Source organism: Ruegeria arenilitoris (genome assembly GCF_013032445.1).
Classification (GTDB): Bacteria; Pseudomonadota; Alphaproteobacteria; order Rhodobacterales; family Rhodobacteraceae; genus Ruegeria; species Ruegeria arenilitoris_F.
On the sequence record NZ_WQCA01000013.1, the window covers coordinates 20,157 to 46,948 of the forward strand.

At 54.2% G+C, this 26,792-nt stretch carries 25 protein-coding genes; 17 read left to right on the forward strand and 8 right to left on the reverse strand.

What is annotated here, in order from left to right; genetic code table 11:
* Positions 1-18: 18 nt before the first annotated feature.
* The gene (locus GOW98_RS18770) at positions 19-1,005 is read right to left on the reverse strand and encodes a zinc-dependent alcohol dehydrogenase family protein (protein WP_170334849.1); all 987 of its coding nucleotides are present in this window, start codon (positions 1,003-1,005) and stop codon (positions 19-21) included.
* A gap of 324 nt (positions 1,006-1,329) precedes the next feature.
* Here GOW98_RS18770 and GOW98_RS18775 point away from each other — a divergent pair, with 324 nt between their 5' ends.
* From GOW98_RS18775 to lpdA, 11 genes are all read left to right on the forward strand, one after another.
* Positions 1,330-2,316 (forward strand): thiamine pyrophosphate-dependent dehydrogenase E1 component subunit alpha, encoded by a 987-nt coding sequence (locus GOW98_RS18775; protein WP_170334851.1) that lies wholly within the window; start codon positions 1,330-1,332, stop codon positions 2,314-2,316.
* A gap of 16 nt (positions 2,317-2,332) precedes the next feature.
* On the forward strand, positions 2,333-3,352 hold the full coding sequence (locus GOW98_RS18780; protein ID WP_170334853.1) for an alpha-ketoacid dehydrogenase subunit beta: 1,020 nt from the start codon (positions 2,333-2,335) through the stop codon (positions 3,350-3,352).
* 71 nt (positions 3,353-3,423) lie between these two features.
* The gene (locus GOW98_RS18785) at positions 3,424-3,657 is read left to right on the forward strand and encodes a biotin/lipoyl-containing protein (protein ID WP_170334855.1); all 234 of its coding nucleotides are present in this window, start codon (positions 3,424-3,426) and stop codon (positions 3,655-3,657) included.
* Positions 3,654-4,334 (forward strand): 2-oxo acid dehydrogenase subunit E2, encoded by a 681-nt coding sequence (locus tag GOW98_RS18790; RefSeq protein WP_170334857.1) that lies wholly within the window; start codon positions 3,654-3,656, stop codon positions 4,332-4,334. Before GOW98_RS18785 ends, GOW98_RS18790 begins: the two co-directional genes overlap by 4 nt.
* Positions 4,331-5,041: a lipoyl protein ligase domain-containing protein gene (locus GOW98_RS18795; protein ID WP_170334859.1), complete on the forward strand. Its 711-nt coding sequence runs from the start codon at positions 4,331-4,333 to the stop codon at positions 5,039-5,041. Before GOW98_RS18790 ends, GOW98_RS18795 begins: the two co-directional genes overlap by 4 nt.
* 53 nt (positions 5,042-5,094) lie before the next feature.
* A complete protein-coding gene (locus GOW98_RS18800) occupies positions 5,095-5,457 on the forward strand; it encodes a putative quinol monooxygenase (protein ID WP_170334861.1) in 363 nt (120 codons plus the stop codon).
* A 97-nt stretch (positions 5,458-5,554) separates the two neighbouring features.
* Complete coding sequence (locus GOW98_RS18805) at positions 5,555-6,148, forward strand: gluconate 2-dehydrogenase subunit 3 family protein (protein ID WP_170334863.1); 594 nt, start codon at positions 5,555-5,557, stop codon at positions 6,146-6,148.
* 19 nt (positions 6,149-6,167) lie between these two features.
* The gene (locus GOW98_RS18810; RefSeq protein WP_170334865.1) at positions 6,168-7,748 is read left to right on the forward strand and encodes a GMC family oxidoreductase; all 1,581 of its coding nucleotides are present in this window, start codon (positions 6,168-6,170) and stop codon (positions 7,746-7,748) included.
* A gap of 123 nt (positions 7,749-7,871) precedes the next feature.
* Positions 7,872-8,462 carry a VOC family protein gene (locus GOW98_RS18815; protein WP_170334867.1) on the forward strand — a complete coding sequence of 197 codons (591 nt, stop codon included), beginning with the start codon at positions 7,872-7,874 and terminating at the stop codon, positions 8,460-8,462.
* Between the two features lie 65 nt (positions 8,463-8,527).
* A complete protein-coding gene (locus GOW98_RS18820) occupies positions 8,528-9,802 on the forward strand; it encodes a HupE/UreJ family protein (RefSeq protein WP_170334869.1) in 1,275 nt (424 codons plus the stop codon).
* A gap of 23 nt (positions 9,803-9,825) precedes the next feature.
* Positions 9,826-11,220 (forward strand): dihydrolipoyl dehydrogenase, encoded by a 1,395-nt coding sequence (lpdA, locus tag GOW98_RS18825; protein WP_170334872.1) that lies wholly within the window; start codon positions 9,826-9,828, stop codon positions 11,218-11,220.
* Between the two features lie 50 nt (positions 11,221-11,270).
* Here lpdA and GOW98_RS18830 read toward each other — a convergent pair whose 3' ends face one another.
* The 3 genes from GOW98_RS18830 to GOW98_RS18840 form a co-directional block, all read right to left on the reverse strand.
* Positions 11,271-13,154 (reverse strand): sigma-54-dependent Fis family transcriptional regulator, encoded by a 1,884-nt coding sequence (locus GOW98_RS18830; RefSeq protein WP_170334874.1) that lies wholly within the window; start codon positions 13,152-13,154, stop codon positions 11,271-11,273.
* A gap of 93 nt (positions 13,155-13,247) precedes the next feature.
* A complete protein-coding gene (locus GOW98_RS18835; RefSeq protein WP_170334876.1) occupies positions 13,248-14,036 on the reverse strand; it encodes an SDR family NAD(P)-dependent oxidoreductase in 789 nt (262 codons plus the stop codon).
* A 139-nt stretch (positions 14,037-14,175) separates the two neighbouring features.
* Positions 14,176-14,955 (reverse strand): CmcJ/NvfI family oxidoreductase, encoded by a 780-nt coding sequence (locus tag GOW98_RS18840; protein WP_170334878.1) that lies wholly within the window; start codon positions 14,953-14,955, stop codon positions 14,176-14,178.
* A 158-nt stretch (positions 14,956-15,113) separates the two neighbouring features.
* Here GOW98_RS18840 and GOW98_RS18845 point away from each other — a divergent pair, with 158 nt between their 5' ends.
* Both GOW98_RS18845 and GOW98_RS18850 read left to right on the forward strand, forming a co-directional pair.
* A complete protein-coding gene (locus tag GOW98_RS18845) occupies positions 15,114-16,022 on the forward strand; it encodes a LysR family transcriptional regulator (RefSeq protein ID WP_170334968.1) in 909 nt (302 codons plus the stop codon).
* Positions 16,023-16,500: 478 nt separating this feature from the next.
* On the forward strand, positions 16,501-17,778 hold the full coding sequence (locus GOW98_RS18850; protein ID WP_170334880.1) for a tetratricopeptide repeat protein: 1,278 nt from the start codon (positions 16,501-16,503) through the stop codon (positions 17,776-17,778).
* A gap of 209 nt (positions 17,779-17,987) precedes the next feature.
* Here the strand turns inward: GOW98_RS18850 and GOW98_RS18855 are convergent, their stop codons facing one another.
* The 4 genes from GOW98_RS18855 to GOW98_RS18870 form a co-directional block, all read right to left on the reverse strand.
* Complete coding sequence (locus GOW98_RS18855; RefSeq protein WP_170334882.1) at positions 17,988-18,620, reverse strand: tyrosine-type recombinase/integrase; 633 nt, start codon at positions 18,618-18,620, stop codon at positions 17,988-17,990.
* Positions 18,621-18,851: 231 nt separating this feature from the next.
* The gene (locus tag GOW98_RS18860; RefSeq protein WP_170400931.1) at positions 18,852-20,027 is read right to left on the reverse strand and encodes an alpha/beta hydrolase; all 1,176 of its coding nucleotides are present in this window, start codon (positions 20,025-20,027) and stop codon (positions 18,852-18,854) included.
* Positions 20,028-20,281: 254 nt separating this feature from the next.
* On the reverse strand, positions 20,282-20,950 hold the full coding sequence (locus GOW98_RS18865) for an outer membrane protein (RefSeq protein WP_367646869.1): 669 nt from the start codon (positions 20,948-20,950) through the stop codon (positions 20,282-20,284).
* 146 nt (positions 20,951-21,096) lie between these two features.
* Entirely contained in the window at positions 21,097-22,173 is a 1,077-nt protein-coding gene (locus GOW98_RS18870; RefSeq protein WP_367646870.1) for an AraC family transcriptional regulator, read from the reverse strand.
* Positions 22,174-22,649: 476 nt separating this feature from the next.
* Here GOW98_RS18870 and GOW98_RS18875 point away from each other — a divergent pair, with 476 nt between their 5' ends.
* From GOW98_RS18875 to GOW98_RS18890, 4 genes are all read left to right on the forward strand, one after another.
* Positions 22,650-23,705 carry a DUF1214 domain-containing protein gene (locus GOW98_RS18875; protein ID WP_170334888.1) on the forward strand — a complete coding sequence of 352 codons (1,056 nt, stop codon included), beginning with the start codon at positions 22,650-22,652 and terminating at the stop codon, positions 23,703-23,705.
* Positions 23,706-23,722: 17 nt separating this feature from the next.
* A complete protein-coding gene (locus GOW98_RS18880; RefSeq protein ID WP_170334890.1) occupies positions 23,723-24,733 on the forward strand; it encodes a DUF1254 domain-containing protein in 1,011 nt (336 codons plus the stop codon).
* Between the two features lie 40 nt (positions 24,734-24,773).
* Positions 24,774-25,562: a transporter gene (locus tag GOW98_RS18885; protein ID WP_170334892.1), complete on the forward strand. Its 789-nt coding sequence runs from the start codon at positions 24,774-24,776 to the stop codon at positions 25,560-25,562.
* A gap of 160 nt (positions 25,563-25,722) precedes the next feature.
* Entirely contained in the window at positions 25,723-26,076 is a 354-nt protein-coding gene (locus GOW98_RS18890; protein ID WP_170334894.1) for a phosphate-starvation-inducible PsiE family protein, read from the forward strand.
* The last annotated feature ends 716 nt before the right edge of the window (positions 26,077-26,792 follow it).

A 26,792-nucleotide genomic window follows, 5' to 3' on the forward strand; every position in this document is an offset into this window, starting at 1 on the left:
TGGTTTTGGTGCAGTGCTTCAGAGTTCGACAACGACCTTGCCGATGGCTTGGCCACTGGTCAGGCGATCATAGGCATCACCGACCTGTTCAAACCCGAAGCGCTGGTCATCAAGCAGTGGCCTCAATGCGCCTGCGTCTACGATTTCGGCTAATTTAGCCAGGATCGCGCCATGCTCATCACGCTTGTGGTCGTGTATCATCGGGATCAGCATGAAGATGATGTGCAGTGACAGGCCTTTGAAATGTGCTGGAGTAAGGTCCAGTTCGACCAAAGCGACGGTCGAGGCGATGTTCCCGTTCAGCGCTGCTGCCTCGAAGGAGTTGGTCATGTTTGGGCCGCCAACCGAGTCAAAGATGGTCTCGAAACCTGCACCGGCAGTGTGTTCCTCGACATAGTCTGCGACCTTCTCCTTCATGAAATCGATTGCCGTCGCACCGTAGCTCTCGATCACTTCAAGTTGCGACGAACCGGTTCCGGTTGCGAAGACGTCTGCACCAATATGCTTGGCAAGTTGCACGGCTAAGTGACCGACTCCACCGGCACCACCTTGCACCAGAACCTTCTGACCTTCTTGAGCACCTGCGCGGGTCAGCCCCTCATAGGCAGTAATGCCGACCAGCGGGATCGCAGCAGCTTCTCGCATCAAAAGGGACTTGGGTTTGTGTGCAATAAGACGCGCATCAGCGACCATGTATTCAGCCAGTGCGCCCTGTAGCTCCAGTAGACCGCCAGCACATCCGTAAACCTCGTCGCCTACCTTGAAGCCACTCACGCCGTCCCCAACGGCCTCGACAGTTCCGGCAAAGTCCATACCCAGAACAGCGGGTAGTTCTGGCGAGAGAGGGAGATCCGTGCCCATCGCGCGGATCATAGTATCCACTGTGTTCACGCTGGTGGCTGCAACGCGCACGACAACATGGCCGGGCTTGGCAGTCGGCGTTTCAATTTCGGCAAGTTCGAACTTTGCGTTCTCGCCGTATTCAACAAGGGTCATTGCTTTCATTGGGCATCTCCGGATGGATGTTTGACGGCTCATACGTAGATTGAACACACAGCAGGATAAATTGACCCAAATCGGAGTTCAGTTTTCCGATTCTGAGAATAATCTGAATGAATCTCCAATATCGATTTTGGTAAGCGACCTCATGTGGTGGTCGTGGTTGCTTGAGGGCTATCGTCTCAAACTGTCTCAAACTGTCTCGGGGTGAGACAGTTAAGCAATTGGCGAGATGTAGGGCTAACGAGTTCCTTGCCGCATTCAGCACTTCTCGCCAGCCTTCCCAACGAAACATGAGCGACATCATGATCGCATGCTTGGGAGGAGCGCATGACACCAACTCGCGAAGAACAGCATTGGATGTATCGCAATATGGTCACGAGCCGCCGGTTCGAAGAAACCATTGCGGGCATCTATTTCGAGGGTAAAACGCCCGTTTTTAATATGGCTAACGGACCAATACCTGGGGAAATGCATCTCAGCGACGGTCAGGAGCCGGTCGCCGTTGGCGTATGTGCGCACCTAAATTCCGATGACGTCGTAACAGCGACGCATCGCCCTCACCATCAAGCGATCGCCAAGGGTGTCGACCTCGACAAAATGGCAGCCGAAATCTTTGGGAAAAAGACGGGCCTGTCCGGTGGACGCGGCGGTCACATGCACATCTTTGATGCCGACGTGAACTTTGCCTGCTCCGGGATCATCGCCCAAGGCATGGGGCCAGCTATAGGCGCGGCTCTTTCCCGGAAGATGCAAAACAAACCCGGAGTTGCGGTCGCGTTTGTTGGCGAAGGCGCAGTCAACCAGGGCGGATGGCATGAAGCCATGAACTTGGCCGCCGTTTGGAATCTGCCCTTTGTCTGCGTGATCGAAGACAATGCATGGGGCATCTCCGTTTCCAAAGAAGCCTCAACAGCAGTAACGAACAATGCAGATCGCGCTGCGGCTTACGGCATCCCCGGAAAACGCATCGAAGGTAATGATCCATTCGCGATCTATGACGCAGCCGGAGAAGCCATATCGCGCGCACGCGCTGGCGAAGGTCCAACCCTTCTGGAAATCGAGACATATCGCCTGGCAGGGCATTTCATGGGAGATGCCGAAGGCTATCGGCCAGAAGGCGAAAAGGACGCGCTTTTCGAAAAGGATCCTATTCCGAAGATGCGGGCCAAAATGCTTGCCGATGACGCAGCCACCGAAGCTGAGCTCGACGCAATCGAAGCCGAAAGCGCGGCACGCGTCGAGGCCGCAATCAAATTCGCCCGGGAAAGCGAAGAGCCAGCACCTGAAGATGCGCTGACAGCAGTCTTTGCCTGAGCTGGAGGGAGGAAAAATGAACAAACCAAACGAAAGAAAGCTGACGATAGCCCGAGCTATGGCCGAGGCGATGCAGCAGGAAATGAAGATTGACCCTTCCGTTTTCGTGATGGGTGAAGATATCGGTGCACTGGGCGGGGTTTACGGCAATACGCGCGGCCTCTTGGACGAGTTTGGCTCCGAACGGGTTCGCGACACTCCAATCTCGGAAACAGCGTTTATTGGTGCCGCAGTTGGTGCAGCCCAGGACGGGATGCGACCGGTCGTAGAATTGATGTTCGTGGACTTCTTCGGCGTTTGCTTTGACGCGATCTACAATCTAATGGCCAAGAACATCTACTTCTCGGGCGGCAACTTCAAAGTACCGATGGTGCTGATGACTTCGACCGGCGGCGGCTACTCGGACGCTGGTCAGCACTCGCAATGTGTCTACGGCACCTTTGCCCATTTACCGGGCATGAAAGTCGTGGCTCCTTCTAACGCTTACGACGCCAAAGGGCTGATGACGGCAGCAATGCGTGACGATAGCCCCGTGGTCTACATGTACCACAAAAGCCTTCAAGGCATGGGGTGGTTAGGTACCGAGGCCGGAGCAACAGTTCATGTTCCCGAGGAAAGTTACACCGTTGAAATCGGCAAGGCCAAAGTGGTTCGCGAAGGTTCAGATGTCACCATTGTTAGCCTTGGAATGGGCGTTCACAACGCATTGAAGGCGGCTGCCAAGCTGGAAGCGCAAGGCGTCAGTGCCGAAGTTGTGGACCTCGTCAGCCTCGTGCCGCTGGACCGAGAATCGATTCGCGCCTCGGTGGCCAAGACCGGCCGACTGATCGTCGTTGACGAAGACTACATGAGTTATGGCGTCTCCGGTGAAATCATCGCGACAGTTACAGAGCATGACATCTCGGTGCTGAAAGCTGCGCCCAAGCGGATCGCGTTCCCGGATGTGCCGATCCCGTTCTCTCGCGTCATGGAGCAACACTGCTTGCCGAACCCGGACAAGATCGTCGCAGCCTGGAACGACATAAAAGCCGCCTGATCCACACACCATTGGAAACCATCAAGCACGGGGCAGCACATTGCGGCCCCGAACAAGGAAGGAGTGCCTAAATGGCAACTGATATCACTATCCCTTCGGATCTATGGGACGAGGACGAGGAAACCGTCATCACAAGCTGGCTGGTTGATGATGGATCTACCGTCGAAGAAGGTGCCCTGATCGCCGAAATTATGACGGCCAAGGTTCAGTATGAAATCCTTGCCCCGGCATCTGGGACCGTAAGCATCAAAGAAGAGGCCGATGCTGTCGTCGCCAAAGGCGCCGTGATCGGATCGATAGAATGAGCGGCGAAGTGAAAACTGTCCCGCTCAAGGGTGTGCGCGGGATGATCGCTGACGCGATGGTGAAAAGCCTGCAGACAGCTGCTCAGCTGACGCATCAGGGCAGCGCCGACGCGACCGCTCTTTTGGCGGAAAAGGCCCGGTTGGCCGAGGCAGGAACCAAGGCTTCGGTTGAGGATCTTTTGATGTCAGCGGTCATCCGCGCTTTGAAAAAGAACCCAGACGCCAATGGCAGAGTAGAGGGAAAAGACGTCAAAGTTTTTAGCGCAATCGATCTGTCGGTTGCGATTGCCTTGCCAGGCAACTTGTTGGTCGCACCAGCGATCTTTGGTGCGGGTGAGATGGATGTTTCTGAACTTAGGGCGGCGCGACAAGACCTTGCCGCTCGGGCAAAGACCAACAAGCTCAGCGTTACAGAAATGACTGGCGGCACGTTCACTGTCAGTAATCTTGGATTGACCAGGGTCGAGCACTTCACACCAATCATCAATGCCCCGCAAATCTGCATTTTGGGTATTGGGCGCCTTACTGACAGGGCGGTTCGAAGCGAAGATGCCGGCATCGAGCTGCGTCCGCATGTGGGCCTGTCATTGACTTTTGACCATCGTGCCCTCGACGGGGGCCCGGCGGGCGACCTTCTGACTTCGATATGTGAAGAAATTGAAGGAATGGGCAAATGACCGGCCTTCTACGGCAGTTTTCCAGCCCGGCCGAGGGTTTGGCTTTTGAAGCCAAGCTTTTTTCCGCACGGGAATCTGCCGTGGGCCTCTGGGCCAGCGAAAACGATGCACTGGTCTGTCCGGCTTCGTATCGTAAATACTACGGTCTCAAGGATGCTTCATCGCATTCGCTGAAGCGCGGTTGGCCGGTCTTTACTCGGCCAACCGGGGGCGGCGCTGTTCCGCAAGGGTCGGGGGTTGTCAATTTGGCAATCGCTTTCACCGCGCCGCGCGGTTTCACGATCAATGATGGCTATAGGCTGATTACTGGCATCATCCGCAACGGGCTGGGTTCCACAGGAGTTAGGCTGGCCACAGGTCCAACGCCCACCAGTTTCTGCGACGGCGACTGGAATCTCTCCATTCAGGGGAAAAAGGTCGTGGGTACGGCGCAGCGCTGGAAGCCGCTTGGTGAAACCAACACCCGGGTTTTGGCGCATGCTCTGATCCTGACCCGAGGCTCAGTTGAACCCGGCGCACGGGCAGTAGACGCCTTCAATGCCGACCTTGGATTAGGCGCGGTCTCTTGTGCCGCTCACACGAGTTTGGAGCGTGCCATCGAAAAGAACATGCGGGCTCCTCGCGCCCTCGTTCAAGAACTGCACGCAGCTTCAGTTTCAGCTCTGCGATCCATTCAATTCGAGGCACAGAACTGTGTCGCGGCATGAGCAAAGACATGAGCCGCAAGAGAAGAGCGGCTTTTGAGAAAAGGGAGGAAAATATGTCTAACGAAACGATCCACGTTCACCTGAAAGTTGGTGTGCCCACAGAAAACGGCAGCAAGTTCGAAGACCTCATGACTGAGCTCGTCGCGAGAACTGAAAACGAACCGGGCACTCTGGTTTACGAATGGTATCGAAGCAACGACGGCAACACTTGGCACATCATAGAAAGATATGCGGACGCTGAGAATGGCGATCTGCATGTGAAAGGGTTTGCCGAAAACTACGCCGGTCGGTTTTTCGAGTTGATCGACGGGTGCGAAGCCATCGTATCGGAAAATGCGACGCCATACATCCGCGGCATTCTGGAGGGTATCGCGCCCCTCTACGTCTCTCAGAAAGGCGGGTTTCACCGCTTCTGATCCGCGAAGGATCACCTCGATGGAACCTCATCCAGACATCGTCATACCGCTTAGCAGGTCCGAAAGAACGGGCTCAAAATCCAATATGGAGGAGAATATGGATTTCGAAACCAACAATCTCAAAACACCAAAGGCGCAAAAAGTTCAGCTAAGTCGCCGCAGCTTTCTGGTTAAATCAATCTTGGCTGGGGTGAGTGCAACAGCGGTTGTAGGGACTGCGGGCAACGCCTTTGCTGCAACGCTGAACGAAGATCAGGCAATCACCTTGCTTCAGATCGTTCAAGATATCTTCCCACACCCGGACTTTCTGCCGCTGAGCATCTATCAAGATGTTTTGACGGGCGTTCTGACTGAGGCTGATACTTCGGAGGAAACGGCGAAACTCCTATCCGACGGTTTGCAGGATCTTAATGCGCGATCTGCCGATCTCCATGGCACTGCCTATGCAGATGTGGATGCTTACGTAAAACGGGAAGCGCTGTTGCGCATCATTCAGGACAGCGATTTTTTCCAGAAACTCCGGTGGGCCACCTGGAGCGGCATCTACATCAATCCCGAAGCTTGGCCGCAATTCGGCTATGAGGGCTCTTCTTGGGAAGAAGGCGGCTACATCGACCGTGGCTACAGCGATGCGACTTGGATTCCGCCCGGCCCGACGCTCGAGGAGCGTTTGAAGGCTGTTGGCAGGTAAGAAAGCAGGAGGAAGCACAATGGCTACCCAATTTGAATTGGACGACGACAGCGTGGTCGTCATCGTTGGTTCCGGGGCTGGCGGCGGAACGCTGGCCAATGAACTTGCTCAAAAAGGCATCTCTTCGGTTGTTCTGGAAGCTGGAGGCGTTTTCGAGTTTGACGACATCGAAAACGATGAATGGGGCATGTTCCTCAAGCTGACCGATTTCGACAAGCGATATTCGTCAGGGGGCTGGCACGGGGCTCAGAACCACCCGACCTTGCCGAACTGGCTGGTCAAGGGGCTTGGTGGCTCGACGGTTCATTGGGCGGGTGTTTCGCTGCGCTTCTATGAGCACGAGTTCAAAATGCGCACCGTGAACGGCGCCATACAAAACGCCAATGTAGAAGACTGGCCGATCACATTGGAAGAGCTGGAACCGTACTACGATCGCGCCGAAATCAAGATGGGCGTAACAGGCAAGGCGACCGGCATGCCGCATCTTCCCTGGAACAACGACTTCCGTGTTCTTGCCGAAGGCGCACGCCGTGTTGGTTATACGAAAATCCAATCCGGGCCGATGGCGATTAACTCAGAAGACTATGATGGCCGACCGGCCTGTCAACAAATTGGGTTTTGTATGCAGGGCTGCAAGATCGGCGCGAAATGGTCGACCGACATCACGGAAATTCCGGCCGCCGAGGAAACGGGAAAATGTGAAGTTCGAACCAATTGTATGGTGTTGAAGATCGAGCACGACGACACCGGCAAAGCCACAGGTGTGGTTTATGCTGATAAAGACGGCAATCACCATGTTCAAAAGGCCCGTATCGTCGCTGTCGCTGGCAACTCGATTGAGACCCCACGCCTGCTTTTGAACTCGGCATCGCCAATGTTCCCGGACGGCATGGCAAACTCTTCCGGTCAGGTAGGAAAAAACTACATGGTTCACGTTAATGGTGGCGTCTACAGCGAGATGCCGGAACGTGTACATATCCACCGCGGGACCCAGGTGGCTGGTATCGTTGCCGACGAAGTCCTCAACAATCCCGATCGTGGTTTCACAGGAGGTTATCACCTCGAGAAACTGACTCTTGGCCTTCCGGTTATGTCGCTATTTCTGAAACGCGGGAACGGAGCCTGGGGCAAGGATTTGGCTGAAGCCTTGGAGAAATATGACTATCTGTCCGGCGTGTACATTGTGGGTGAAGATTTGGCACAGGAGCAGAACCGCATCACGCTGCATGACACTGAAAAAGACCAGCATGGTCTTCCGGTGCCAATTGTAAGCCGCACGCCACATAACAACGACGAACGTATGCTGAAACATGCTTATGGAGTGATGGATAAAATCCATGATGCCGTTGGCGCGAAGGTGACACACCATTTGGCCAAATACCCGGCAAGCCACAACATGGGCACGGCCCGGATGCATGAGGACCCTGACAAGGGTGTCGTGAACAAGTGGGGTCAGGCCCACGATGTTCCGAACCTATTTATTTCGGACGGCAGCGTATTCACCTCATCCGGTGCGGCCAACCCCACATTGACCATCGTCGCACTGGTCATCCGCCAGGCAGAGTACATCGCGCAAGAGATGAACGCCCAAAACATCTGACGCCACAAGCGCCTCTCCCCGGTGCGGTCAGGCTTTCGGGCCTGGCTGCATTGGAGGCGCTCGGTCTTGCGCGGAAACGGGGTTCGCTTGCCCCGAAACAGCATCAATCCAAAGGAGGAGAATATGTTCAAGAAACTCAGTAAACTCGCGTGTGCCACAGCACTGGCACTTGGCCTACCCGCAGTCGCACTTGCCGAACTGCCAGGCATGCGCGGAACTCAACACATCGGGATCACCGTGCCCGATGTGGACGAAGCCGTCGAATTCTTGGTCGACATCGTGGGGTGCGAGGCGTTTTTTTCGTTCGGTCCGTTTGGTCCGTTCGAAGATGACTGGATGACAAAAAACCTGAACGTGAACCCGCGCGCGGTCATTGAAGTCATCACAATGGTTCGTTGCGGAAACGGTCCGGCTTTTGAAGTGTTCAAATACACATCGCCGGACCAGAACCCGAACCCGCCAAAGAACAGCGACATCGGTGGGTATCACATCGCTTTCTACGTTGATGATATCAACGAAGCGACCCAGTACCTGCGTGACAACGGTGTACAGGTCTTGGAAAGCCCCCACCCGCTGACGGGGACTCTGCTGGAGGGGATGGACTGGGTCTATTTTCTGACACCTTGGGGCATGCAGATGGAAATCGTCAGCGCGCCCGACGGCATTCTGGACGAAAAGCAAAACAACCGGAATTTCTGGGACCCGCGCTCCTGAAAATAACCCAAAAACGAAAACGGGCTGCGGCATCCCAAGCCGCAACCCTTCTTTAGGAGGCGAACATGGCTTGGTTGAGCTCCCCAAAATATACGCGACACCTGCCTATCCCAATGGGTGTTGTAGTTCTCTTACTGGCGCTCTGCTGGTGGCCGCATCGAGGATACGCTCACTTCAGCTATTCCGACCCGCGGATCATCCACATTGTTGACGACGGCGGAGACCAAGCACGCGTTCTCATTCGGATGCCCGCTCCGTTGGCTCTGCTTCCGGACGATTGGCAAGGACAGAACGAAACTCGCTTACCTCCGTTTGGCATCAACAACGGCCCTGACATTTTTCTGGACGCGCATGCGATCGAAAACAACACGTCTGAGCTTTTGGACATATTGAACCGGTCGGCGTCCATTTGGATTGATGGGCATAGATCAGATACGAAAGTTGAGCAATTTCGGTTCTGGGCCGATACTGAGAGGCCCTCATTTGGAACTGTCAAATCTGCGACGGCAGCGTTTCAAGAGGCCGCCCAAACAGATCTGGCAGCATTATCATATTTCAACCTCACAGTAGATGTCGCGCTCTCGGTCCCATCCGGATCTCTTAATCAGGATCTGCGCGTTACTTCAGATCTTGGTAAGAACTTTCAGGTGATGGACAGGTTTGGAACTGTCGTGAAGCTGCATCGCAGCGACACAGTCGAGACACAAGCGATGATTGGAGTGCTGGATGTCTCGTATCCGGCGACTTCAAACAAATGGATCGTTATGCGCGATGCGGCACTAATCGGCGCAGAACACATTTACTTTGGGCTTGATCACCTGGCCATAATTGTCCTTATCGCCATTGCCGCACAAAGCTGGCGCCAAGCTCTGGGGATGGCTTCGGCCTTCACCATCGGACATATGATCACGCTTGCTGCCGGCCTCTACGGCATCGCGCCCGCAACGATCTGGTTCATACCGTTGGTGGAATTTAGCATTGCACTCTCGATCGTTGTCGCTGGCGCATTTATTTGCTTTCAGATCAGGCATCCGCTGAATTGGTTGGCGTTGTTCGTCATTGGACTGGTCCATGGCTACGGGTTTGCCGCCTCTGCGTCTCAGGCGATGTTTGCAGGTCAGTTTGATTTTCTCGACCTGTTAGCATTCGCCTTTGGGTTGGAAGCTTGCCAATTCGCGATCTACGCCATGATCTTGCCGATCATCCTTCTGGCAGATCGCCAATTCCCATTGGTGCACGATACGTGGCGCAGAGGTGTGGCTCTGCTCATCGCGGTGTTTGCCGCGTCGGCTACATTCACCCGCTTTACCGAATCTACAGGTGCTTTTGGCCTAGTTTAGGCCGTTCATCACGGAGATCCAAAATGACTGAATCAAAATTCGATATGATCGTGATCGGAGCAGGCCCGGGCGGTTATGTTGCTGCAATCCGTGCAGCCCAACTGGGGTTGGATGTCGTTTGTATCGAGCGTGAACACCTCGGTGGTATTTGCCTGAACTGGGGCTGCATTCCCACAAAAGCACTGCTCCGCTCAAGCGAAGTGCTACACTTGGCGCAAAATGCAAAAGACTTTGGCCTGAAGATTGAAGACCCGGAACACGATCTCGAAGCAATTGTCGCGCGGTCGCGGAGGGTCGCCAAACAGCTTTCAAACGGCGTCGGCTATTTGTTCAAGAAGAACAAGGTGTCGTCCATTATGGGGGAAGCGCGCTTGACCGGAAATGGCGAAGTTATTGTGAAATCCAAAGAAGGAGAGCAGACACTGCGATCGGACAATATCGTTCTGGCAACCGGTGCACGCGCCAGAGAACTTCCTGGGCTTGAAGCGGATGGGAACCGCGTCTGGTCCTATAAACATGCTCTGCAACCCCCTCACGAACCAAACAAGCTGCTGGTCATCGGTTCCGGTGCGATCGGCATTGAATTTGCAAGTTTTTACAACGCTATCGGAGCAGAAACGACCGTAGTGGAAGTAATGGATCGTATTTTGCCTGTCGAAGACGCCGAGATATCGACCTATGCCAAGAAAAGCTTCAGCAAACAGGGCATGAAGTTTTTCGAGGGCTCGAAAGTTACGCAGCTTGAACGCCACAGCGACCGAGTTGTCGCTCATATCGAAAAAGACGGCGAGGTAACGGTTCAGGAATTTGACACTGTGATTTCAGCTGTTGGCATCACCGGCAACGTTGAGAACCTTGGCCTCGAAGAGATGGGTGTTGAGATCGACCGAAATCATGTCGTCACAGACGAGTATTGCCGTACCAACATACCCGGCCTCTATGCGATCGGAGATGTCGCGGGGGCTCCTTGGCTTGCTCACAAGGCAAGTCACGAGGGCGTCATGGTCGCGGAACTCATCGCCGGGCTTGAGGGCCACCCCATCAAGCCGGAGAGTATTGCAGGTTGCACGTATTGCCACCCTCAGATCGCGAGCGTTGGTATGACCGAAGCGCAAGCTATTGAAGCCGGATTTGAAATAAAAGTCGGGCGGTTTCCTTACCAGGGCAATGGCAAAGCCATTGCCCTGGGCGACGCGCAGGGGATGATCAAAACCGTCTTTGATGCCAAAACCGAGCGACTGCTTGGCGCGCATATGGTCGGGGCCGAAGTGACCGAACTGATTCAAGGATACGTCGTCGGGCAAAAGCTCAATGCAACAGGTCCAGACTTGATGGAAACTGTATTTCCGCACCCTACGCTTAGCGAAATGATGCATGAAAGCGCTCTCGACGCTTTCGGTAGAGTCATCCACAAATAGTTCGCTCAACCGCTTGTCGGCAACATTACTTGTTACCGACCTTGCTCATGCTAACGGGGTCGCGCGATGCCATATTGTTTCATCTTTCGATGAATGGTTGCGCGGCCCATTCCTATGTTGCGCGCTGCTCTCGAGACGTTCCATCGGGCACCGATCAGCGCATCCTGAATGAGTGTCTGCTCATCATAGGTCGAATTTGACCGGTCGGAATAACTCTGTCTTGTCTCTAAGGCCTTGTGTGTTTCTGACACAGATATGGTGCGTTCCGGCAGGTCCAGCCGGGAGATACGACGACCGTCCCCTTCCATAAGCGCTTGCTGCAGGGCGTTTTTTAGCTCTCGGACATTGCCTGGCCAATCAGAACAGGAGATCAAACTTTTTGCTTCTTCTGTTATTTGAACTGCCTCTCCTGCCAACTGCCGAGCGATCTCGCCAGCCAAGGTTTCGATGCGTTCACGGTGTCGAAGAGGAGGAAGTTGAACAATCGTATTTGCCAGCAGGAAATAGAGATCATCACGGAACAACCCGTCCTGGACGGCAACGCGAAGCGGTTGACGGCACGTTGCTATTATTCTGGGTGTCGGTTCCGAATTCTGCTCTTCGAGTAGCAACCCGTCTGTCTCAATTTCACCCATCAGCATCCTGAGTCGAGCCTGCGCCAACTCTGGCAGTTCGTCTACGTTCTCAAAAACCAGAACAATATGTTCCTGGTCTGCTACTCCAAAGGAACCCGCAATACGCGCTTGCTCAAGCAAGGTCTGAAAGTAAAGTTTGTCCTGTTCAGATTCCCCCAGGGACGCGCAATCCACGGTCGTTACACGTGTCGTGTCGAACTTGTTAGCTTCAAGGATCGCCGCAATGAGGGCAGTCTTGCCGGTACCGGACTCACCTTCGATTAAGAACGGTAATCCCTTTCTGAAGTGTGCTTGGGCCCTCGTACAGAGCGCGGACATCCGATCGCTTCCAATCGAAAGCTGGCGTAACGAAGCGGCCAATCGGATACGTTTTGGTCTTTGCGAAGCTGTAGTCTTTGGGTTTTTCCATGACACTGGAGAAGTGCGCTTATCTCTCTTAGTCAGCGCCGAGAAATTTAGAACTGGCCCATTCATGGACCGAACACTCATAACTCTTTCGGGGACGGTTTCCATAGCCTTTGAATCAGTACCGAACACCAATTCAAAGGCCTTCCCTCTTAGTGCCGCGGGAGTCTTTTCACCTACGAGGCGGTGTGTCCCCGCGGTAGCGCCCAAGATGATCCCGGCTTCGTTCAACGCCACAAGTTCATCCCGCTTCAGCAAGTCGCGCCCATCAGCTGAGGAAACAGATATGATTAAACTATCAGCAAACTGTTTTTCGAATAGTACGCGCTGGATTCTGTCTGCTGCGGTGCCCAAAAGCTGAGACGCAAATAGGTAATCTGACGAGTTATTGCGATCCAGCATAGCCAAGCTGATTGCACCGAGTGTGTGATTTTCGGCGTCAAAAATAGGGGCAGCTGTGCAGGCGAATGGACGCAACGAAGAAAAGTAGTGGTTTCCTCCGCTAATAGTGAAGGCATCTCTCTCAGATAACGCCATGCTAACACCATTAGTTCCTGCAATGCGCTCATCCCAACAGGAACCGACGGCGATGCCGTTTTCTTCAAAAACGGATCGGCCTTGGTCGGCGCCTTCCAGACGAACCGAAACTCCATCGGTATCTGTGACAACAAGGCAATGACCGGCATTGGCGGCTATTTGAGCGAGTTGGCTTATTATACCTTGGCGACCGCCGGAACGTTCTACCAATTCCTCTAACCGAGGAGCCACTTCAGATGATTGTAGGCGAAGGATGGGGCGAGCGGCATCCCGAACAAGCTTGTATTTTAGCTCACAGCGCTCCCAAGATTCACTGATGGCACTTCCAAATTGTAAGGAATTATTGGTTTCCACCATGTGTCCTCCCCGTGCCACGAGCTTACAACATTGAGAGCTACTTCGACAAAAAAAACGTCGATGCTCCCGCGGTTTTCCCGCCTGTCCGAGATTTTACCGCAAGTTGGCTGTGGCCTCTTGGATAGCTTTCATCACAGATATTCTATGGTCTTCATCCATTGCTGCTGCATGGGGTCTGGCCAACTGTCCCGAGTCGTTGTCGAAGTACTTGCCGGAAGCCTCGGCAAACTCGGGGTCCAGTGCGGCACGGCATAGGATGTCCGCGCCTATGCTCATATCATTTCCTGCGACGCCAAACCCCTCTTTCACCATCTTGGAGGCAAGCAGTGAGCCGGGATTCACTGCAATGACAGACGGGCCATTTGGCAGCACTCTTGCTAATTCCTGAGACCAAATGGTGATCGCCAGTTTGCTTTGGGCATAGGCCCCAAAATCGTCCAGCGAACCATGACCGACCATAGCCTTTGCATCGACTGGAGCTTGTGCGGCAGACGAAAGGTTAACAATACGGCCATCTTGCGGGATGATCGACAGCAGCCGTTGCGTCAGCACCCACGGCGCGAACGTATTGACCACAAAGCGAACGTCGAAGCCATCCGGTGTTCGTGTGATAGGAGTCCTGTAGACGCCAGCATTGTTGATCAGGATATCGATGCGGTCATGTCGCTCAAGAATCTCCGTCGACATCGCTTCTACATCATTCAGCTTTGAAAAGTCGGCGACATAGCTTTCTGTATGGCCGCCAACTTCTGTTGCAGCCACCTCAAGTTTTGCTTGGTTTCGACCATGCAACAGAATTCTATGCCCTTGGGCCGAGAGGGTTTTGGCAGTCAAGAGACCGAGGCCGTCGGTCGATCCGGTGATAAGAACTGTCTTAGACATGGTTCATTCCTTTGTTCGTAAGCCGGGCTTCGGATGGTTGAGGATGGACTGCCCTTTGAAGTTAGCATTCATCCGGCCTCAAATAACCGAACAATCCCGAAGCTCGCTTTAGCTATGTGCCTGGCTTTTCCGTAGCTTATCAGAAGCGAATAACAGTTCGGCTCTCGAGGCTCTTTCGAATTGAATGGATGCTTGGATCCTCGACCAAATCGACTGCACTGTGACCCACTGAAGGCAGCCCTTGGTTGTCGTAGATATTGAACAGGACAATCTCATCCGAGGTCATTCGTGATTGATAAACCCATTCATGTGCGTCGCTCGCCGCCAGCCCCATGATGTGACCGCGCCGATCAGGGTAAATCAGATCGATCAGAATCCAGTCTTCATTCGTGACGCTGGATGGGCGAACAAAACCAAGCGGCGCGCTATTGATCGGGCTTTCTACCGGGCGCCAGATATTGACGAAGGCGTAGTGCCCTTTGCTCCATTCTGCGGCTTTGTCTGGCCCCAGAATGTCCACAAGCCGCTTCTCCGCCCCTTCGGTGCTGTAGTCGCTATGCACATTCCGGGCAGGTTTACGGTCGGAGGCAGGGTCATCGACTCTCAATGTGTGGTCGAAGACAACGACCTCTTTGGCACCCAGATGCTGGGCAAGCAGCTCGTTCAGTTCATGGTCATAAACCCGTTGCCAATCGTTTCCATTGTCAAATGAGGTGACTTTGCTGGGTGATGTGACAAACGAGACACCGTCCATTGCAAAAGAAATTGCATCCTCCGAACCCCGAAGATCTCGGAGTGGAATTTCCGTTGCAACAAGCTCTGGTGAAATCAGATTTCCTGCGACACCTCCGGCATCGATTTGAAACGCCTGCCTCGACGCACTGTGGACGTGATAATTGACGATTGCAGTACCCGGCATGGCGTTCTCCTTTTTTACAACAATTTCGATCCGCGACCTGGCAGGCGATTTGCGTTCGCGTCGCGACCCTGTTGAGGCTTGCCTTGAAGATACGCATTGAAGAAGGAATAAAAATGAGACATTCAAAGATAGATAATTCGGATTTAGGATATAATGCGATGGATACAGAAAGCCTTCGCCTGTTTGTTCTTGCAGCTGAAAAGCTCAATATTAGCGCAGCAGGGCGCGAACTCGGTTTTGCACCGGCTGTAGCAAGCGCCCGGCTTGCCAAGCTCGAACACACATTGGGTGCCGACTTGCTGCACCGCTCGACCCGTAAAGTTGCTTTATCGTTGGAAGGCGCTGAATTTCTGCCCTACGCCCGCGAAATCCTGGCGCAAGAGAGTGCTGGACGCGCCGCACTGGGTCAGGGAAAAACTCAGCCCACAGGAACACTGCGCTTTACCGCGCCCAGCACTTTTGCCCAGCTATACATCGCGCCTATCCTGCCGGAATTCGTCGCGCAATACCCCGGGATTAACCTCGACCTTCGTCTGTCCGACAGCCAATTCAACCTGATTGAGGGTAGCTACGATTTGGCCATTCGGAACTCAGCGCTCGAAGATACCAGTCTCAAAGGCCGCAAGCTCGCTGACGACAATCGCGTACTTTGTGCATCCCCTCGATATTTGGCCGAGCGTGGGGAACCGGCATTGCCATCCGATCTGGTGGATCACGATTTGATCGCATTCAGAGATCAGGAGCCGCGTCCTCTCACCAGTACTGATGGCTCATCCGGGGAATTTGATCCCCGCGCGGCCCGCTGTCAGCTAACTTTTGACGATGGGCTCAGCCAAAAACTCGCCACTATGGCTGGAGCAGGTATTTCTATGAATTCGCTCTGGAGCGTCCACCATGAACTGGCGGAAGGCAGTCTTGTTCAAGTCTTGCCAAACTATCGAGTGACTGACGCATCTGTATTGTGGCTTGTTTATCCGAAAGCAAACGTCTTGTCCGCTAAGGTTCGGGTTCTCATTGATTTCTTGTTGGACCGGATCGGAAAGCAGCCAAGTTGGGAAATGTCCTGAGTTTTGGATTAGTATCTTGTCTGACCTGGAAGTTGAACTCGGGTTGCCGATCGGCGAAATCGCCACCATTGCCCTGATCTAAACTCAGGGAGATTGATTAATGCCCGCGGCATATCCTGCTCCTATCCTTGGTGGCCGCATGATCGATGCTCCTCTGCTTAGAAGAGCGCGGAACACTCTTCGTCTCGCCGGTAGGAGCTTCTGAAGTCGGTTGTGTTCGCGTTTTGGCGGTGCGAACAACGTTCAATTTGGGGTAACTCAATGTCCGCTTCGGGGAAGCTGCATAGTGGCGATGAAGGTTATGATGAATGGCAGGTTTGGGCCGACAGCCGTCAATCGCTCGGATACAGTGTTTGTCAGTATTGTTCCCGATGCAGTCGACTATTCACTCAAATGCTTAGGCCTTCTATTTTAATGGTAGCATTGAACAAATGCGGGCGCGCACCTTTGGACTTGCTCGCAAAATGGAGGTGGGAAAATGTTGGCTGATCGATACGGACTTACTCTGACAACCAACGATCCTAAAGCGCGGGACGCCTATGTCACGGGGCTTGATCACATTCTTGCAGCCACTTTTGGCGCGAGCGACGCCTTTTCCGCTGCCATTGAGGCCGATCCCTGTTTTGCTCTTGGTTACGTTGGGCTTGCTCGGGCTCGAATGTATGAAAACGATATGCCGGGCGCTCAAGAGGCGATGGCGTCGGCCCACGCCTGCGCGTCCGGACTCACCGAACGCGAGGAAGGGCATCTCGCGGCCCTGGATCTCTTGCTTCAGGGACGTGTTTCCGAGGCGCGAAGCGCAGTTCAGGAACACGCTGCACGTCACCCGGGTGATGTTCTTGTCGCACAAATCTGTACCAACATTTTCGGTTTGATCGGGACATCTGGCGAACCCGGTCGGGAAAGCGCGCAACTTGCCTACACGACCAACCTCTATGATGCCTTGGGCGAGGATTGGTGGATCATGAGCGTGCATGGTCAGGCGCTGTGCGAGGTTGGACGACTTGATGAGGCCATGTCCATGATGGACAGATCGCTCTCCTTGAACAATGCCAACGCAAACGCGTCACACTTCAAAGCACACACGCTGTACGAACAGGGTTCTGGGGAAGCTGGTCGCATCTACCTTGCCGACTGGATCGCGGACTATGATGCGCGCTCTGTGTTGCACGGCCACCTAAGTTGGCATCGCGCTCTGTGGGCCTTGGAGCAGGAGGATGAAGCGGAGCTGTGGGCGATTTACGAAGGCGCTATCGCACCCGCCGTGTCCTATTCATTGCCAATAAATGTTCTAACCGATGCTGCTGCACTTCTGTACCGCTCCGAGATTGCGGGTCACAAGGTGGCGCCCGCGCTTTGGCGTGACCTCAGCGACTACGCATCGCGGTTTTTTCCGAACCCGGGCATGAGTTTTGCGGACATTCACAGCGCGCTGGCCCATTCTATGGCTGGAGACGGAGAACGCCTCGCGGTCCTGACTGAAACACAATCGGGTTTTGCGGCAGACCTCGTACGTCCAGTGGCAAGAGCTTGGGGTGCGATCGCACGGCAGGATTGGACGGTTGCATTGCAACAGCTCACACCGGTCATGGCGGATCACGCGCGCCTGGGCGGCAGCCGTGCGCAACGCGACCTATTGGAACTGACATATCTGAACCTGCTGTTGAAATCGGGACATATCCAAGAAGCCTATCGAACGATTACAGCGCGGCGCCCGATCTTCAGCCAGGCAGCGCCCGTTGCTGGCTTTGTTTGAATTCGCAGAGCTTCAGTTGATTAGCTCTTCTAACAAGGCCCCCTTGAGCTGAGCTGCGAACGACTACTTAGTTCCCGCGATCTGTGAATTTGCCCACCGAGCAAATTTCGGTATTGCAACGAATGGCAGCTTTGTGGGCTGCGGGCGCAGAAGTTTCGCGTGTCGCCGCGTGACCGGAATGGGCCGCCTGCGAAAGCGACCCAACTGCACTAGATTTCAATGGCTTCGGCGATCGCTAGAGCGTCTTCAAGTTCGACGCCCAGATATCTAACTGTGCTGTCCATCTTGGTATGTCCAAGTAGCAACTGTACCGCGCGCAGGTTGCCAGTCTTCTTGTAGATCTGGGTTACTTTGGTACGCCGCATTGAATGCGTTCCGTATGCGCTTACCTCAAGGCCGATGGATGTGACCCACTCACGGACGATCCGTGCATACTGGCGAGTTGAAATGTGCAAGCGCTCATGGAAGCGGCCAGGCCAAAGATACTCCGAGCCAACCATAAGTTCATCCTCCATCCACTTCTCGACTGAAGCTCGCGTGCCCTCGGAAATCTCGAAGCGGACTGGTTTCTGAGTTTTGCTTTGCAGGACGGAGGCACGCTCTTTGATCTGTCCCGATGCCATCACGTCGACGACCTTCATCTTCACAAGATCACAGCCGCGAAGTTTGCTGTCGATTGCCATATTGAACAGCGCGAGGTCGCGATGGTTCTCGGCCAGTTCAAGTCGAACTCGGATCGCCCAGACGTGCTTTGGCTTCAGCGGTCTTTTCTGGCCAACGATACGTCCTTTGTTCCAAGCTGGGCGAAGCGCGCGAATGGCTGGTAAATTTGGTGTTTCCATGACTGATCCTCCGATCCGCCATGCCCTCCCAAAGCGACAACCCGACGTTGACGAGGCACCATATCAGAGGATTTCTGCGCTGCCTCCGAGGTCTGCAGAGAGCCCACTTCTACCGATGCTGCGCGTTGCTCGAACGTCAGCTTTGCGTTGAGCATTCTAGGTGCGTTGTCAGGCTCATAGATTAAATCCAGAAACTGGTTCTAATGGTTCTGACCCACTGGAGTCCCAGTACTAGCTGCCATTTCGAAAGCGTTGCAGTGTCTGCGGATAATTCGATGGAAAACTCCAGACAGCTTCGCCCGGAGCACGCACAAGCCCGCGCGCTTGAGGATCTCGGTCTGTAAGCAGAGAAATGAACAGGTCACTGCTGGCCCAGGGCGAAGACCGAAAGTACCAATGCCCGTTTCCTGTATCGGCTGCTTCGGCCTCGGTCACATCGATGATATGTAGGGTTTTCATCTCAGACAGTCGGCGCTGGAACAGAGACCCATTTATTGCTTCATCGGAAACTTGACCCAGACGGTCGCGGCCGAAGACCAACCGTGACATCGCCAGCGCTGAATCGGTCTGCGATTGATAGAGTGTCACACCTATAACGGCATCCAGAAGGCCGTCTTCAATTGATTGCAAGAAATAGCTTCGATCAAGATCGCTGCTGATCAGGATCAACTGCCCCAGCCGCGGCTTTGGCCCAGGCCGCAAAGCAATCTGATAGGCGGCTTCAAATGCGAGCCTTGAGCCTGCGCTGTATCCTATAAGGTGAATGCGCCGGGCGTTGGTGTTTGCCGACAAGTATTCGACAAGAGACCGCAAATTGCGGCGCGTCGCCAATGCAGATTCCTGATCCCGAAAATACGCCAAGCGATTGGGTGTAGCGGGCCAGTTGTAGCTGATGAAGGCGCCCTGATAGCCCAGAAAGTGTTGCAACTCTTTGGAGACAAGGGTCGAGTAATCAAAATCGACATTGTAGCCATGGACATAGATGAAAATGTCTTTGTTGCGAGAGGCTGCAAGGTGATCGTCAATCCATTGGGCAAACCGAAGTCCGGCTGCCTTCATCTCCTTTTGCGAAGGTGGATCGTTCATGTAGCGCGTGACACTGAACGGCATGACACCAATCTCTTGTACGTCAGACAAGCTGAGCGTGTAGTCCTTAGCGCGGTCGCGCGTCATGGTAACGTGGCGAAGCTTTTTCAACGTCGCCAATGGGGGGTTGCTTTGCACTTCGGCAATGCCGGTACGCAGAATGTGACCGCGCTCATTGTTGTAATAGGCTTGTGGGTCGCCGGGAACCGCGGGCAGCCGATCTGTAGCGTAGAATAGCTGCGAACGCTGCACGAAATTGTCTTCCGTGATGTCCTTGTAAGGGTCAAAAGCAGCCTCGGCATAGACCGTTGGGGAGGGCATCAGTTCAATTTCGTCATAGATGTTTGGCCCGCAGGCAGCGAGGACACAGAACGAACACACGGTTGCCGCAGGCAAAGCTCTGGCAATCAGTCGCCTCGTCGTTCCTTTTCTGAATTGCCTTTGTCCGACTGTTCGCATCCGGCTGCAATTGTCGGTCCCAAGCATGTCGGCACCGCTGCTCGCGCCTTGGCGCAACTTCGATACTACAGACCTGTTTGTGTTCGGCATGGCCGCCTTTCGCATAATGCCCTTACTCAGAAGCTGTAGGTCACACCCAACACGGGTCCGAATTGTGAGAGCTTGAACCTGCTGTCAACTTCACCTTTGTCGACCATGATGTAGCGATAACCTGCGCGCAAATTCCACTTTGGAGCGATCGCATAACCTACCGTTGCCAAAAACTGTGCGGTTTCGCGATCTGAGCGAAATCCACCATAGTCGGCCAAGGCAACGGCCGACCATCGGTCATTGATCTGATACCGGATACGGGCCGCAATCAGAGGGTCTATCCAATCGTCGCTGGCACTGGAACTTGGTGCCGGGGTGGGGCCGCCGACCAGAGTGATCGTGCTGCTCGTCTCAAACCAGCGAAACCCGCCACCGAGATCGACGGCCAGGTTTTGGTCTTGATAGGCCGTGTAAGCGGCATATCCACTTAAAAACTGCGTCTTCAGACTGGTTTCAGCGCCACTGAACACCGGGCCGGGAGTGTCATTGTCAAAGGACAGGTCTGTGCGCATGTAGTCCGCGATCAGCGACCACCGGCCACTTCGCGCTTCAAGTGTACCCATGAATGCCAGATCAAGGTTTTCAACCGCTTCACTGAAGCTGAGTTCCGACTCCAGCGATCCAATGGTTGTCTTGGTGTCCGCCGCGTAGATGTAGAAGCTGCCGGAAAAACTCCAGTCGGAGTCCTGTGCCACTGCTGTTGATCCGCCGGGCAGCATCGTCGCCGCAACCAGAAAACTGCTTGCGATACACCGTATTTTTAAGCACGCCATGGCCCGCTCCCCCCTTTGCCTATCCCGAGTTCGAGGCGCGGCAAAAGATGGGCCGCGCCGTTGTCCTGTTACGTTTCACAATCGCATTCGACCGGGTCGAGTATCGGAACAGATGCCTTAACGCTATTCATTTCACGGGCGCGAAACTCTGACGGTGTTTGACCCGTCCATTTCTTGAAGGCCCGTGTCATGGCCGTCGCGTCAGAGTATCCCAAATGATCAGCGATTTCGCCCACCGACAATTCAGACTTGGAAAGCAGATGTTTCGCCTGGTCACATTTGGCTTCGATGACGATGCGCGACAGTGATGTCCCATAGGCAGCAAGCCGTCGGTTGAGAACCGCGCCTCGAAAACCGCATGCCTTGGCGAGCGCCGTAGCCGACAAGTCCGTGCGCCCGACCCTTGAGTTGGCAACGCTTTGGATCGAACTCAACAAGTCTGTAGGTACAGGGTTTTTTTCGTCCTGAGTGGTCAACACGTACTCGGTCGCGGTTCGGTTAACCAGTTCAAACAAAAGCCAGGCACTTGGGAAGCGGATGGAATACCCGTCTGAGCCCGCACCTACCGCCCGGATACCGTAGAAGTAAGACGGGAGCAGATCAGGACGGTTCACACGCACAAGAACCTTATTTGCTTCCCAACGCTGACCTGCGGTTTCATGCAGCAACGTAGCCCATCGGCTGATCTGAAACGCATCCATATAGGCGGGCGAACAGCATGGCGTGAACCTGCGTTTGGCGGACAGCACGGCGAACTCTCCAGAGACATCGAGTGTCATGGTGACCGCGTTTGTGTTGTTTCCCGCATGAACGCAAAACCTGGCAATGAAATCGGCCAGCGACTTTGCTACGCGAAAGGCCTGTCCGAATGGGGATGCAACGGTCGGATCTGAAGTTTGACCAACAAGTGCTGGAAAGTCTGGGGATGTCTTTTGTGCGACGGCTTCAAACACGGCATAGACAGTGTCGTGCGGAATGAAACAACTCGGAGCGTTCAATTCCGAGAAGGATAGATCGAATTCCGCTAGGAGACTTTCTACAGATTGACCGGATTCTTGAAACGCAAGCAAAAGCGGCACGATAACCCGCCCGCGTGTAAGCGGCGGTGTTCTGTGTTGAGCATGTGCGTCATGCCCTGTCATCATAGCTCCTTAAGACCCCGCAATTGAAAGGTCGGGCACGTCAAGCATAGACCAGCGCGGCTCTGTGTCCCTGACCTGCGTCAAAGCGGAAGTCACTTTTTGAGGTAAAAAAGTCAGGTGCCCGCTGGTAGGGGCTCAATCGAATTGAACCACGCTACCCGCAGAGAGTGCGCTCTAAGAGATTGACATCACCACACGAATAATAGGACCGCCGTCGGGTCAATATGCAAAGAGAGTTTCTAGTTGTTGGCCGAAACGCTATCGCTACCTGTCATTTTTAACCAGTTTTCGGAAGCGGTCGCTCCAATCTGTCAGGGCATACATTCGAACTTTGTGGTTTGTTGGAGAGAGATGGCCAAGGCTCCAATTGTAGCATTTTAAAAAACAACAAAATGAGAGGCGTGAGAATGCGCTTTTGATCAGGTGCCGGGACCATCAAGCAATGCATTTCTGTAATTGGCTAGTGGAGCGGGCAAACTATGAATCTCACGCACAAACGCTGGAAACTTGCTGCTTTAGCTGTCCTGATTGGAAGCACAGCGACCGCTCAGAGCTTTGATACCACGGTCGATGCACTTGCTGAGACATATGAAGTGCCCATTACCATAAACAACTTTGTTCGGGCTGCTACAGACAATGAACTGAAGACGTACAATGGCCTGGCCGGAGGCGTAAATCAGTTCTTTCACTTCAAAGAACCCACCCCCATCGACAATCAGCCCACCATTCGGATGAATCGCGACACACTCTACAGCGTTGCGGTTATTGATATCAGCCAAGGCGCAACCTTGACTCTGCCCGATGTGGGCGACCGATACATGACGACGATGGTGGTCAATCAGGATCATTTCATCAATGAAGTGTTCGACGGTGGCGGTGTGTTCCAGCTTGACATGGGTACATTCCATACCCCCTACGTACTTGTTTTCATGAGAATACTGGTGGATGCCGAGAACCCCAAGGATGTTGCGGCGGTCAATGCAATTCAGGACGGGTTCACCATTGATGCTGCCTCCGCAACGCCCTTCGAAATGCCCAATTACGACGCGGAGAGCTTTGAGGCGCTGCGCCAAGCCGCAATTGAGCTGGGCAGGTTCGCCACAGACAGCGTCCGGACTTTTGGTAAGGCAGATCATGTAGACCCATTACGCCATTTCCTTGGCACAGCAGTCGGCTTTGGTGGGCTGCCAGAAGACGAGGCCTTTTATCTTAATATCGAGCCCGGCCTGCCGCTTGGGGAATACAAAATCCAGGTCCCGGCGGATGTGCCAGTGAACGCATTCTGGTCCGTGAGCCTTTATAATGCAGACGGGTTTTTTGAACTCAATTCCCTCGACACGTATGTGGTCAACTCGGTCTCAGGCACCAAGAATGACGATGGCAGTGTGACCGTGCACTTCGGCGGTTGCAACGACGGACGTGTGAACTGTCTCCCGATCATGGATGGCTGGAACTATGCCGTGCGCCTTTATCAGCCGGGCCCAGAGGTCATCGACGGAAGCTGGGTCTTCCCCTCCGTAGAACCCGCAAACTGAACAACAGGATGCTTACGATGAAAAAGCTTCTTCTGACAGTCGCGCTTACACTCCCGACAGGCGTTTGGGCCGAAGACATGGTCGATGTGACCGTCGACACCCTTGTGCGCGCCGAGACAGATCACATGTTTCGGACCAACATGGCCAATCTCGGCCTCGCTGTTGGCGAATTGGGGCATATGCGCGAAGCCACCACACCGGATAACCAGCCCGTCATCCGCATGAACCAGGACACGCTCTACTCCGGCATTCTGCTGGATTTGAGCGAACCCGTCGAAGTGACACTGCCTAAAGCGGATGGCCGCTATATCTCGATGCATGTCATCAATCAGGACCACTTCATGTATGCCGAGGCAGAGCCCGGCACGTATCAAATCACACAGGAAGACCTTGGTACGCGCTTTGGTTTCATCGCGTTTCGCACATTCGTCGATGTGACTGACCCGGATGATATTGCCGCCGCGCAAGCGGCACAGGATGGAATTGTCGTCAGCGGCGGTGGAACGGGCCCGTTTGACGCGCCCAACTGGAACACCGAACAACTTGCCACTGCGCGTCAGGCGATAAACGATTTATCCTTGCTGGGCACCGATTCAGCCCGCGCCTTTGGCAGAACAAAGGACGAGATTGATCCGGTTCAGTTTCTGGTCGGTGCGTTCTCGGGTTGGGGCGGTCTTCCGCCTGAGGCCGCGATCTATCTGTTGGACGCGGTCGATCAGAATGACGGCGAAACACCGCATGCGGTAACCGTCAAGGATGTGCCGGTTCGGGCGTTCTGGTCGGTGACTGTCTATAACGGTGACGGCTTTCTGCAAGCCAATGATCTGGGCGTAAACAGCTACAACGGTTACACAGCCGAAGCAGCAGAAGACGGCTCGGTCACGTTGCATTTCGGTGGGTGCGACGATGGCCGCGTGAACTGTCTGCCGATCACTTCGGGCTGGAACTATGCGATCCGCCTTTATGAGCCGGAGGATGCAATCCTGAACGGCAATTGGACCTTCCCGAAGTTGGAGCCGATCAACTAGGCCACTCGCCCAACCTGCATTTCAAAAGGAGTACACGGCTATGCGTCGATCCCATACTCTTATGGGGCTGCTTTTTGCAGCCAGTGCCGGAACCACAACCGTTGCAGACGAGGCATCCGATCTGGCCCAGGAACTGGCCAACCCGCTTGCGGCAATCGTCTCGGTTCCGTTTCAATTGAACCATGATGAAAATCTGGGCGTCTCTGATCAGGGCTCGCGCACCACGCTGAACTTTCAACCAGTCGTGCCCTTTCAACTGAACGATGACCTTAACCTGATCACCCGAACTATCATTCCTTACATCTGGCAGGAAGACGTTGTGCCGGGCACACGCCAGGAGGGGTTCGGAGATATCCTTTTCTCTGCGTGGTTCTCGCCAATCGGAACCGGGGACATAACGTGGGGCGTGGGTCCCGTTGTGCGCTTTCCAACCTTTAGCAACGTATCGAGTGATACATGGGCTGCTGGGATCACCGGCATTGCACTGCGACAGACCGGTCCGTGGACCTATGGTGCGCTGGCCAATCATCTGTGGGATCTAGAAAGCAACCCCGACACCCCCACGAATGTGAGTTTTGTCCAGCCCTTTCTTGCTTATTCCACCGAAGGCGCGTGGACCTATTCGCTGCAAAGCGAAAGCGCCTATGACTGGGAAACTGATGCCTGGGCTGTGCCTATAAACGCTTCGGTCTCCAAGCTGGTCCAATGGGGGGCGCTGCCGGTCAATCTGCAAGCGGGGGCGGGCTATTGGCTCGAAGCGCCCGAAGTGGGTGCCGAAGGCGTTCGCTTGCGTTTGCAGGCTCAGGTCGTCTTGCCCAGAGGGCGCTGACGTTTGGCTGAAGAACTTTTTATGAAACGTCGAAAATAGGGAGGTCTTGATGGCCGATCAGATGCAACGCAATGCGCAAGCGCATGTCGAGCTTGACCCTGACCATTAGGATCTGATTGTCAGAAGCTGCAATCGGCTCATTCGACACGCCGTTCGGGTGATGTCTTTGTTCATGGTCGTTGTGATCGGATTTGCCGTCATCGACGCCGGTTACTCGTTCTACATCAAGCTTGTAAGTCCACCGGTCCTGATTCTTGACGTCAGTGTTCTGTTGGAGGTTTTTGCGGCCGCGCTTGTTGTGCTGATCGCTATCGAGATTTACACGAATGTCACGCTCTACCTGACGGCCGATGTCATACATGTGAAGCTGGTAGTTGCAACTGCCCTGATGGCCGTTGCCAGAAAGGTCATTACACTCGATACGACGGACCTGGAGCCGCTTTATTTCGTTGGGTATTCTGGACTCGGTCTGGCGTTTGGTGTCACGTATTGGTTGCTGTGGCGTGGCAAGTAGATATTTCAAAGGACGCCTGTATCGACGCTGGCATAAGCGAGATCGCCGACATTAGTGTTTTTTTGAAGCCGCAATCGCCTCCTTATTCAGCCAAAGAAGAAACGCTCGAAAATCTTAAAGAAATCCGGAAGCAGACCTTGGCACCTGCCCGGTGAAAGTTCCCTTTGTCCGCTGTTCAGACCTCTGGAAACGCGTCGATATCGCTGGCGCAGCGAATGTCCGGTTCGGGGAAGCTGCGCTGCAGCGCCTCACTAAGCCACGAAGGTCCGGTATGGGCCGCGGGCTGCCTTTTCCAACCCGAAGCGGACTTCGCGAACCATCTTCTGCGTGAAAAGGGAAAACTGGAAGCCGACTCGCAGCCGATTTGTCAGCACTATGCTTCAACAAGGAAATTCCCCTATCTGATGGCAGGCTGAGGCACAACCTGGGATCTGGACAAAATGGCACGTGCGACGGGTCGCAAGGCGATATAGTGATCAGAAGATGGACAGTGTATTCGCGCAGTGTTCAAACACGTTCGCGCCTATTTGGTCACGAAACCTTCGGGCAATCTGGATCTTTGTTCCGGTCTGGCCCGTACTCTACATCGTGATCGCCTGGATAGGTCGGTAGCAGTAGGAGGCAGGCAAAATGTCTGTAGCGGTGAAGCTTGCTTGGACGCAACTTGAATGGAATGTCCAGTAAATGCCACCTTTCATGTCTAGATCCGCAACCAC